The organism is Bradyrhizobium sp. (assembly GCF_004799405.1).
GTDB lineage: Bacteria > Pseudomonadota > Alphaproteobacteria > Rhizobiales > Xanthobacteraceae > Bradyrhizobium.
Genome location: NZ_SSMW01000112.1, coordinates 1 through 10,578, shown reverse-complemented (window position 1 = coordinate 10,578; position 10,578 = coordinate 1). Strand labels below are relative to the sequence as shown.

General features: G+C 62.5%; 11 protein-coding genes and 1 pseudogene. 5 read left to right on the top strand and 7 right to left on the bottom strand.

What is annotated here, in order from left to right; genetic code table 11:
- A pseudogene (locus E7813_RS17285) lies at window positions 1-497 on the bottom strand (hypothetical protein); the annotation flags it as partial.
- Window positions 498-771: 274 nt separating this feature from the next.
- Here E7813_RS17285 and dmeF point away from each other — a divergent pair.
- Genes dmeF through E7813_RS17270 form a run of 3 tightly spaced genes read left to right on the top strand, consistent with a single transcriptional unit; the run spans window position 772 to window position 3,163 of the window.
- Window positions 772-1,746, top strand: a complete 975-nt coding sequence (gene dmeF / locus E7813_RS17280) for a CDF family Co(II)/Ni(II) efflux transporter DmeF (protein ID WP_291575860.1) — start codon at window positions 772-774, stop codon at window positions 1,744-1,746.
- A gap of 49 nt (window positions 1,747-1,795) precedes the next feature.
- Complete coding sequence (locus E7813_RS17275; RefSeq protein ID WP_291575858.1) at window positions 1,796-2,242, top strand: hypothetical protein; 447 nt, start codon at window positions 1,796-1,798, stop codon at window positions 2,240-2,242.
- Window positions 2,243-2,272: 30 nt separating this feature from the next.
- A complete protein-coding gene (locus E7813_RS17270; RefSeq protein WP_291575856.1) occupies window positions 2,273-3,163 on the top strand; it encodes a DMT family transporter in 891 nt (296 codons plus the stop codon).
- 141 nt (window positions 3,164-3,304) lie between these two features.
- On the opposite strand, the gene E7813_RS17265 is transcribed toward E7813_RS17270, so the two are convergent.
- From E7813_RS17265 to E7813_RS17240, 6 genes are all read right to left on the bottom strand, one after another.
- Window positions 3,305-3,769 (bottom strand): RidA family protein, encoded by a 465-nt coding sequence (locus E7813_RS17265; RefSeq protein WP_291575855.1) that lies wholly within the window; start codon window positions 3,767-3,769, stop codon window positions 3,305-3,307.
- Between the two features lie 33 nt (window positions 3,770-3,802).
- Window positions 3,803-4,000 (bottom strand): hypothetical protein, encoded by a 198-nt coding sequence (locus E7813_RS17260; RefSeq protein WP_291575854.1) that lies wholly within the window; start codon window positions 3,998-4,000, stop codon window positions 3,803-3,805.
- Between the two features lie 66 nt (window positions 4,001-4,066).
- Complete coding sequence (locus E7813_RS17255) at window positions 4,067-5,224, bottom strand: MFS transporter (protein WP_291575853.1); 1,158 nt, start codon at window positions 5,222-5,224, stop codon at window positions 4,067-4,069.
- A 175-nt stretch (window positions 5,225-5,399) separates the two neighbouring features.
- A complete protein-coding gene (locus tag E7813_RS17250) occupies window positions 5,400-6,881 on the bottom strand; it encodes a multicopper oxidase domain-containing protein (RefSeq protein WP_291575852.1) in 1,482 nt (493 codons plus the stop codon).
- A gap of 86 nt (window positions 6,882-6,967) precedes the next feature.
- Window positions 6,968-8,458, bottom strand: a complete 1,491-nt coding sequence (locus E7813_RS17245) for a multicopper oxidase domain-containing protein (RefSeq protein WP_291575851.1) — start codon at window positions 8,456-8,458, stop codon at window positions 6,968-6,970.
- Window positions 8,459-8,580: 122 nt separating this feature from the next.
- Window positions 8,581-8,793 carry a hypothetical protein gene (locus E7813_RS17240; RefSeq protein WP_291575850.1) on the bottom strand — a complete coding sequence of 71 codons (213 nt, stop codon included), beginning with the start codon at window positions 8,791-8,793 and terminating at the stop codon, window positions 8,581-8,583.
- Window positions 8,794-8,895: 102 nt separating this feature from the next.
- On the opposite strand from E7813_RS17240, the gene E7813_RS17235 reads away from it, so the two are divergent.
- Complete coding sequence (locus E7813_RS17235) at window positions 8,896-9,204, top strand: PadR family transcriptional regulator (protein WP_291575849.1); 309 nt, start codon at window positions 8,896-8,898, stop codon at window positions 9,202-9,204.
- Between the two features lie 16 nt (window positions 9,205-9,220).
- Window positions 9,221-10,423, top strand: coding sequence for a chromate efflux transporter (gene chrA, locus E7813_RS17230; protein WP_291575847.1), 1,203 nt, complete (start codon window positions 9,221-9,223; stop codon window positions 10,421-10,423).
- Window positions 10,424-10,578: the final 155 nt, after the last annotated feature.

Below are 10,578 nucleotides of genomic sequence, written 5' to 3'. Positions count from 1 at the left end.
GGAAATTCCTCTCGGAACGCACCGGCGTCGCGATATAAATGGGTGTCCGTGCCCCAGCCCAGATGCCTGGTGCGATAGAGCACTTCCTTCACGCCCATCTTGAGGATGACGTCGGGATGGGTACTGACCCATACGCCGTTCGACGCCACATCCCGCAGCAACGCGTCGAGTACGATACGGTCGCGCCCCTGGGAGAGCGGATCGACCCAGACGAGGACGCCATCGCTACGGAGAAGCTGCTCGCGCACCTGATCCGCTATGTCGTCGGCATAGAGCGCGGGTTCGGCTTCGATGCCGAGCGCGGTCATCGCTTCGAAAACGCGACTGAGTCGGTAGTCCTGCGGCTTTTCCGCATGCCACTTCGGGGCATCCCTGGGCCACAGCAGTGCCAGTTTGCCGGTTCGATCTCTATTCATGTGCGACAAAATCGGCGCCGCATCGGAGCCGATCTGTCCAAGAGGATCGTGCGAAGATATCGGAGGCTTTTGGTCGTCCATGCGCAAATCTCCTCGACAAGCCGAGTGCTGCGCAGTCGTTGGACCGAAGTCTCAAGGGGCACTGCTTTTCCCCTGCAGACTTATTAATTCGGACCGATCGCAAAGGCAATGGGAACAAATCGCCGGGCGCGCCTCAAGGGTGTAGCGACGACGCCTATTCCCATGAACAATATTACAATGCCTGTCGCTTTGCTTCGTCGATCGGGTAGCGCTTCCTCTCCCACGGCCTATATTCGTGGCACGAATCGGACTCCGTCTTTCGAGGGATCGGCCCATGCACTCCCATTCCGTCGACCAATGGACCCACGACCACGTGTTCCTGGGTCCGAGGCACGACCATAACGAGCGCCGCACCTGGTTTGTGGTCGCGCTGACCGTCGTCATGATGGCAGGCGAGATTACGGCGGGATCGCTGTTCGGATCGATGGCGCTATTGGCCGACGGCTGGCATATGGCGACCCATGCGGCAGCCCTCGGGATCGCCGCGACCGCCTATCTGTTCGCGCGCCAGCATGCGCGCAATTCCCGTTTCGCGTTCGGCACCGGCAAGTTCGGCGACCTCGCGGCGTTTTCCAGCGCCCTCATCCTCAGCCTGATTGCGGTTCAGATTGCCTATGAAAGCGTGGTCCGTCTGTTTTATCCGGTTCCGATCGGGTACGGCGAGGCGATCGCGGTCGCCAGCCTTGGCCTGTGCGTCAATCTCGTCAGCGCGTGGCTGCTGCGCGACAGTGACGAGCATCATCATGGCCATGGCCATTCCCAAGATCACGATCATGATCATGACCATGACCACCATCACCACGACAACAACCTTCGCGCGGCCTACATCCATGTGCTGGCCGACGCCGCCACCTCGGTTCTCGCCATCGCAGCACTGGTCACGGCGATGTATTCGCACTGGGTATGGACCGATCCGCTGGTCGGAATCGTCGGCAGTCTCGTGATCGGCAGTTGGGCATTCGGGCTGATACGCGATTCAGGCGCGATTTTGCTCGACGTCAGCGCCGACAAGAACCTCGAAGGCGTGATCCGCAGCCGGCTGGAAACCCGGGGCGACCGCGTCACCGATCTGCATCTGTGGCAGGTCGGTCCCGGCCACCGCGCCGCTGTGATTTCCGTGGTCTCGGACAATCCGTTGCCGCCGGCCACTTACAAGCGCCGCCTCGGCGGCCTGAAGGGGCTGTGTCATGTGACGGTCGAGGTCGAGGCTTGTTCCGGGACACAGGTGGCGGCCGAACACTCGCATTGAACGCGATCGGGCTGCCGGCGGATGCGATGCGCCAACGGGGGACTTCGTGATGCAGATGTTCGCAGCGGCAGGAACCAGCTTCCTGCTCGCCGTGTTGTGGTTCGATCTGATGTTCGACGTGCAGACGCGAAACGCCGGCGGCGTGTTGCCCGCGGACGTGCTGGCGTCGATTTCAGCCTATTACCGCCGCGTGACCACCGACGCCTATCCGATGAACCGCCTGGTCGCGCTGGTGATGGTTGTCACGCTTGGCGCGATCTGCGCCGAGATCGTGCAGGGCGCGACCCCGTGGTGGATCCGCTGGGTTTCGATCGCACTGGCCGGCAGCGGTTTTGTGCTCACGATCACCCGCACCGTTCCGAACGCCAGGAGGCTCGGCGGTGCCAGGGACGCGCCCGAGCTGCAGTCGACGCTGGCGCGCGCCGTCTATCGCGATCATCTGTTCAGCTTTGGCCGCATGATCGTGGTTCTCGCCCTGCAATTGATCGCGCCATAGAAGCGGTCCCTCAGATACAGGAGACCGGGCTTGAATGAATGGATCGGGGTGGCGATCGCGCTGGCGTCGAGCCTCCTAGGCGGTAGCGCGGCTGCGATCACCCGTTATCTCGTCGGTAATGCCGATCCGATCACGCTTGCCATTCTGCGCTGCGGCATCGGCTTTGCGTGCCTGCTGCCGGCAGCACTTTTCCTCAAGGTAAAATGGCCGCTACGCCGCGACTGGCTTGCGGTGACGGTGCTGGGGTTGTGTTTCTTCGGGCTGTTCTTCGTCCTCTACAATATCGCCGTCGGCTTTACCACCGCGGCCCGCGCCAGCCTGGCGCTGGCGACCCTGCCGCTGCACACCATGGTGATCGGCGCGCTGCTCGGCGTCGAGCCGCTGACGTTGCGGCAATCTATCGGAGTCTGCATCGCCGTGCTTGGCGTGGTCGCAGCGCTAGCATGGGGCCTTTCGGTAGCGCCGTCCGGAGCATGGCGAGGCGAGCTCATCATGACCGGCGCTGTCCTATGCATGGCGTTCTATAATGTCTGGTCGCGTCCGTTTATCCGGCGATCCAGCGCACTTGGCTTCCTGACCGTCGGTATGGGCGCCGGCGCCGCGGCGCTGATCCTCGTGGGTTCGCTGACCGGCAGCGTCGCGGTCCTCGGCAACCTCAATGCCTCGCGATGGATTGCCGGCATTTATCTCGGCATCGGCGGCGGCGCGCTTGCCTTTATCCTCTGGGTCATGGCGCTGGAGCGAGCGACGCCGACACGCGTGGCCGCCACCATGACCGTCAACCCGATCGCGGCGGCGTTGCTCGCGACCCAATTGGTGGGCGAGCCGATCACCGCCAATCTCGTGTTCGGACTGGTCGCGGTGTTCGCCGGGATCTGGATCGCGACATCAGAGGCGAAAACGTCCGCGGCAGATCGATGATTGACGCTGGCAATCGTTATGACCGGGAATAGCCTGAAGGCTCACCGGGAAGCTGTCGTCGCTGCTATCGTCGCGTGGATCGGCAAGCTGCCGAAGCAGCCCTGAAAACACCGGTCGTGTCAGTTGCGCGGAGGCGATGCCTCACCCGGCCGCGATGGCCTCGATCTCGATCTTGAAATCCGGACCGTACAGTTTCGAGACCTCGACCAGCGTCACCGCCGGCGCCGCCGGTGGCGTGACCGAAGCGAAGAAGCTGTTTCGCGCCTCGCGATAGCGGGCAAGATTGCCCATGTCGGTGAGGAACACCGTCAGCTTCACCAGATTGGCGGGCGTGCATCCAGCCGCCTGCAGGGCCAAACCAAGATTGGAGAACACCTGCGCCGCCTGCGCGGCAAAATCATACTTGCCGACGACATTGCCATCGCGGTCGAGCGCGGTTTGCCCGGCAATAAAGATGATGCGGCCGGCGTTGATGTCGACGATTTGCGAATAGCCGGGCGGCGCGCCGAGCTCGGGCGGATTAATACGGATGATCGAAGGCTTCTTGTTGCTTGTCATTCGGACATCCTCCATCTCGACCGTCATGCGCGGGCTTGATCCGGACATCAACGCTCTTCTTGTTGCCCGGTCATAACGGTATCAGTTGCGCGGCACGGACGGAGCGGAGACCGGCGGCGGCCCGAAGCCGATCGCCTTCTTCGGTCTCAGCGAACCGATATAGAACGACGATCCCGCCACCAGAAACAGGCAAACCAGATAAATCACATAGGATTGCGGCGGCGTCATCGCCCATTGCACAAGGCTTTTGGGTGCTGCCGGATCGGGTTGTTTTTCCATGCGGTGATTTTGCGCGAAACGACGCGGGATGGGAAGGATAAATCTCTCAGGCTTCGCGCGACGCGGTCACGCCACCGCCGGCTTCGTCCGCAGCAAACATAGCGCCAGCAAGGCCGAGAGGCTGAGCGCGGACGAGACGATCAGGACGCGGCTGCCCATTATGTCGATCAAAAGGCCGAACAGCAGTGGCGCGGCCGCCTGCGCCATTCGCGCCGGCGCGCCGATCAGGCCGAGGCGATAGCCGTAATTTTCCGCTCCGAAGATCGCCAGCGGCAGGGTGCCGCGCGCGATGGTCAGGATGCCGTTACCGAGACCGAAGAAGATCGAAAACGCGCTGGACGCGCCGCCGCCCGCTACCGCGAGGATGGCGGCGCCAATGGGGTGCGTCAGGCAGGCAAGCCGGGTCGACAGCAGCGGATGATAGCGGCTGAGAAAACTGGCCTCGAGAATACGTGCACCCACTTGCGCCGGACCGAATAGCGCGCCCGCCGCCACCGCCTGTACGGTTGTCGCCCCCGCGGCCTCGAGTATGCGGGGCATGTGTGCCGCCATCGCGCCGGTGACGGTCCAGGCCGCCGCAAAGGTGAACGCCAGCAGGATCATGGTTCGATCGATCGGAATCTGCGGTTTGACCGCCGCCGCCACGGCCGCCTTCGCGCCCTTGACGGCCGGCAGCATCAAGAAATTGATCGGCAGGCCGATCAGGATATGCGCGGCCGCCCACGCAAAGCAGGTGTTGCGCCATCCGATCGTGTCCAGTCCCCAGGTGGAGAGCGGCCATCCGACGGTGGAGGCAAAACCCGCGACCAGGGTGATGCCGGTGATGGACCGGCGCGCGGCCTCGCCATAGATGCGCCCGAGTGCCGCGAAGGCTGCGTCGTAGAGCCCAAGGCCCATGCCGACGCCGAGCAGCAGCCATGCGATCACCAGCACCGGGATCGAATAGCTGAAGCCGAGCAGCGTCAGGCCGGCGGCGAGCGTCAAATTGGAAATCGACAGCACCTGGCGGCCGCCGACGAGATCGATCTGCCGGCCGACGCGCGGGCCCAGCATTGCCGAAATCACCAGCGATGCCGAGAAGGCGGCGAAGATCCAGTTCGGGGAGACGCCAAGGTCGCGCGCGATTGGGTCGGCCAGGATCGCCGGCAGGTAATAGCTCGAAGCCCATGCCAGCGTCTGCGTGGTGCCGAGCGCCAGAATGAGTGGAAACTGGCGACCGCTCATGGCTTACGCGCCATTGTTGTTCCTTGCCGGTATCATCCGCATTCGTCCTGTCGGTTGACATTTGCATCGTCCACACAACGGGCGTCAACAGCTGATAATGCCGGTCCACCACACGAGGTGCCCGACGTTTATCCGGTTCGGGTATCTCCCCACTGAACGGACGCATTGGCGGCCGTCAGGCGCAGACATATTGCCCCATCATCCCGGCATCCTCATGCTCAAGGATGTGACAGTGATACATGAAGGGATGTTGCGGCGTCGCGGAGTGATTGAAAGCGACCAGAAGCTCGGCCTTGTCTTCGACCAGAACCACATCCTTCCAGCCAGCCAGATGCGCCGGCGGCGGCGCGCCGTCGAGGGACAAAATCCGGAACGACGCACCGTGCACGTGAAAAGGATGGGCCATGCCGACCGAGACGATCTCCCATATTTCGAGCGTGCCGAGCCTGGTCTCGACGTCGATGCGGGCCAGGTCGTGGGTTTTTCCGTTAATGCACATGCCCGGCAGCATGCCCATCTCCGTCGGCCGTTGTCCGCCGCATATCCCGCTGTCCAGGACGAACTGACGGCGTTGCACGGCTGCCTGGGAATTGGCCGCAGCGGGTTCAACGAGGCGAGCCGGAAAATATCTTGCTGTTGCCGCCATCGCCGTGGGTTCAAAGCGCATGATCGACACGAAATCGGCGGAGCCATCCGGCGACACCGTGCCGAAGATCCCCATCAGTGTATCGGGGCCGGTCTCTAGCATGACAGGTTTGCGGTTGCCGAAGTCGACCAGGATTTCAAAACGTTCCGCGGGAGCAATCCTGAGCTGCTTCATCGAAACCGGCGCTGCAAGAAATCCGGCGTCCGACGCAATGACGCGAAACTCGCGGCGATCGCTGAAGCGCAGGTCGAAATTTTGTGCGTTGGCCGCGTTGAGAACTCGCAACCGCACCAAACCGGATGGAACCCTGGCGACCGGGCCCACCACGCCGTTGACGATGATGGTGGTACCCCGGTTGCCGTACTGGATGGTTTGCGGGTCGGGATCGAGATCGTACAAGAGCGATCCATCGGAAGCGAACGATCGGTCCTGAATGATAATGGGCAAATCGTCGATACCGTAACTGCGGGGCAGGCCGAGGCTGGCGTCGGAGCCGTCATCGACAATGATCAGTCCCGTGAGACCCATATAGACCTGCCGCGCCGTGTCATGATGCAGATGAGGATGAAACCACGCGGTTGCAGCCGGCTGCTCCACCTTGAGCCTGGGGCGCCAGGTGCCGCCTGACTTGATGACTTGATGCGGCCCGCCATCGACATCTCCGGGCACCAGAAGTCCGTGCCAGTGCACGGTCGTGTCAACGTCGAGCGCGTTCTCGACCGTGATCTCCACCTCGTCGCCACGGCGCAGCCGGATGGCCGGCCCAAGCACCGGTCCTGAGTAGCCATAGCACGGCGCCGGCTTGCCCTCGACGAATGCGTGCCGTCCGGAGCCGACCTTCAATCTCACCGCGCCGGCCTGTTTGGCCGCGTCGACCAACGGAGGGATCGGCAGGCGCCTGGTGAAGTGCACCGACTCGCTTTGCGCAAGGCGAATGCCGGCAATGCCGCCAACGAGACCGCCGGAGGCGACGGCGGCGGATCCGATTGCGAATTGGCGTCGGTTCAGCAACGGATGCACAACTTTCCTTCAAATCCAGCTCGGTGAATTCTCACGACGTCCCGATGATACGGGGACCAGGCTTGGGCAGACTTGCACTAGACGTAATCGAAAAGCGCCATGAATCCGAAGTCCATATGCAATTGTTGATGGCAGTGGAACAGGGTTCGGCCGGGATTGTCTGCGACAAAGTCCATTTCCACCTGCTGGTAACCGCCCAGCATCACGACATCCTTCACGATTCCGCCTGTGGTTTTTCCGGCTACCCGCGTCAATTCGAAACTGTGACGGTGCAGATGCACGGGGTGGACGTCGTCACTGGCATTGCTCATGCGCAGCCGATAGCGTTTGCCCTGGCGCAGATGAAACATCGGCTCCATCCTGTCCATCGAGAACGCCACGCCATTGATGCGCCATTCGTTGAAGCCTTGGTTGGCGGCGTTGTTCTTGGTGAACGTCATCTCGATGATTTCGTCAGGCGCTTGCCCGGCAGGTCCCGACTTTCCAAATCGCGTGTAATCCCATTTGAACGGAGCCGGCTTGATCCATGTCGGCTTTCCTGTCTTGCCGGCATACTCGACTACGATGCCCATGCCCCTGGTGCGGTCATCGTCCGCAAGGTCGCCCATCACCCATATTCCCGGATGATTCATTTCAACTACCGCCGATATGCGTTCCGCGGTCCCCAGCCACAGCACCGGTACCTGTGTCGATGTCGGGACGGGATTGCCGTCCAGCGCGATCACCTCGAAGCTGTGTCCCGGCAAAGCGAGGCTGCGGATTTCGGTCGCGCTGCCGTTGACGATATGAAACAGGACGCGCTCCCCGGTCTTCACGCGAATGGGGTCGCCATGACCCAACATGCGGCCATTGATCGAGAACAGGCTGTAACCGACCTCGAAGCCGTGCGCCATGCCCCTGGCCAAAGAAGCGCGCATCGCCGACTCGCCGGCTTCTTCGAGCGCCTTGACCCGGGTCGCCGGCGCCAGGAAATCCATATCCATATCGCCGCCGCGACTGAGCGCCGGCTGGAATTCCTTGAGCATCAGGAATACTTCGCGGTCGTAGCGGCCCGGCTCATGTTTCGGCTCGATGTAGACCGTTCCTACTTGTCCGCCATATTGCCCGCCGGACAGATCGGCGCCGGGCGTGAGGTGGGTGTGGTAGAATCGCAATCCGGCCGGGCCGGGCATGAAGCTTATCCGGCGCATGCCATGGGCCGGAATAAACGGTGTCCCTTCTTCCGAAGCGCCGTCCACGTCGACCGGCAGCGTCTGCCCATGCCAGTGTAACTGCTCCGGCGTGTCGGTGTCGTTATGGATATCGACGACGATCTGCCGGCCCTCCCTGAGACGCAGCAGCGGGCCGGGAAATTGTCCGTTGTAGGTAGTGGTGGAAATGATGCGATCCGGTGCCAGTTCAACCAGTCCATTGCCGATCCGGATCGTCTGATCGGCCGCGTGATCTGCCGCGTCTTGGGGCGATACGGATGGGCTGCCTGAGGATTGAGCCCGGACCAATTGAGGGAGCGCTGCCGAGAGCGCTGCAATTCCTCCGGCTTGCAGCAGCCGGCGGCGATCGATTGTCATGAGGGACTCCGTCGCAACGACCAAATCGACCTGCGGCCGGGTTGGACGATCGAATGCGATAGTCTGAATCGAACGACTCGCCAACCGGGCAATTTCACTGCAACGGCGCCACCCGATCGGGGCTATTTTCGCCAGGCTGCCTCGTTCTTCTTTTCGTAGTCGTCGAACGCCTTGATCAGTCCACCCAGCACCTCGGCTGAAGTTTCAAACATGGCCTTCAATTGCGGTTCGTCCACTTTGCCGATATCCCCCCGGAGATGTGTCACCGTCTCGGAAAGGCGCTTTTTGATATTTTGGGTGTGATGTTGAGGATTCTTGTCGGATAGGGAAGCCATTATCGTCTCCCTTGCTTATGCTACGGGCGGAAACGCTTGGCTACAGTATCGGTTCCCGATATCGTCTATCGATAGTTGGGCCGAATCACATGAATCCGGACAATGAAGTTCAACGATCTGCTCACCGGCTTCATCCGGCTGCATATCCTGCACCACGCGGCGGAACGGGAAATCTACGGCCAGTGGATGATCGACGAACTGGCGCATCACGGCTACCGCCTCAGCCCCGGAACTCTGTACCCGATGCTTCATGCGATGGAACGCAACGGCTATCTGACGTCGCGGGTGCTGCGCCAGGGGCGCGTCGGACGAAAGCTCTACAAGGCAACCAAACTGGGCAAACAGGGGCTCGCATTGGCCAAGGTCCGGGTTCGGGAATTCACCGGCGAAGCGATGAAGCACCAGGGCTGATTGCCGGTGTCCGCCCGTGAGCAGTGATGCTCCGAAGGGCCGGGTGGGTGAAGTCTTTACGGCATTCCTGAAACTGGGCCTGACCTCCTTCGGCGGCCCGATCGCCCATCTCGGCTATTACCGCAACGAGTTGGTCGTCCGGCGCAAATGGCTCGATGAAGCCGACTACGCCGACCTGGTCGCGCTTTGCCAGTTTCTTCCGGGACCGGCCTCCAGCCAGGTCGGCTTTTCACTCGGAATTTTCCGCGGCAACGGCCTGTTGGGCGGCCTGGTTGCGTGGTTCGCCTTCACCATGCCCTCGGCCCTGATCCTGTTCGCCTTTGCGATGGGCGCAGCAGCCTTCACGGGGCCGGTTGCGGAAGGATTCCTGCACGGCCTCAAGCTCGTCGCCGTCGCGGTGGTCGCACAAGCTATCTGGGGCATGGCGCGAACCCTGATTCCCGATCGCGCCCGTGCAGGGATAGCGCTTGCCGCGATTGCGATCGTGGTGTTCTTTGCCGGATCGTTCGGGCAGATCGCAGCGATCGCGCTCGGGGCTTGCGCCGGCCTCTGGCTCTGTCGGGCAGACGTCGCACCTGTTTCCGGGCATTTGAATTTTCCGGTCAGCCAACGGGCGGCCATCGTCGCGCTCGCCCTGTTCGCGGCACTTCTCCTGATCCCTCCGATCTTCGTCCCTGCGACCGGCTCGCAGGCGATCGCCTTGTTCGACGCGTTCTACCGCTCCGGAGCGCTCGTCTTTGGCGGCGGCCATGTCGTGCTGCCGCTGTTGCAGGCGCAGGTCGTGACACCGGGATGGGTCAGCAATGAGGCATTCCTGGCGGGCTACGGCGTGGCACAGGCGGTGCCGGGGCCGCTGTTCGCCTTTGCCGCCTATCTTGGGGCGGTGATGGGTCCGCCCCCGAATGGTCCCGGCGGCGCAGCCCTTGCCCTCGTTGCACTGCAGCTTCCGGGGATGCTGCTCGTCTACGGCATGCTGCCGTTCTGGGATGCGATGCGCACGCGCCCCGCCGCTCAGGCCGCCATGCGTGGCACCAACGCAGCGGTGGTCGGCATTCTCGGCGCGGCTCTCTACAGCCCGGTCTGGACCAGCGCGGTGTTGACGCCGCGCGATTTTGCACTGGCGACGGCGGGCTTCCTGCTTCTCACGGTTTGGAAACTGCCGTCATGGACGGTGGTCGTGCTTCTGGCTGGTGCCGGCGTGTTGTCGGGTCTTGCGTGACAATCTCGGCGCGCGAAAACTCACCCGGGAACTTTCTGACCATTCAGGCGCTCCGCGCCGTCGCAGCTCTCCTTGTCGTCCTTCTTCACGCTTTTGAGACGTGGGGCGAGCGTGTCGATCCCACGGCAGCGGGAGTGAATTGGGAAAATGGCGCG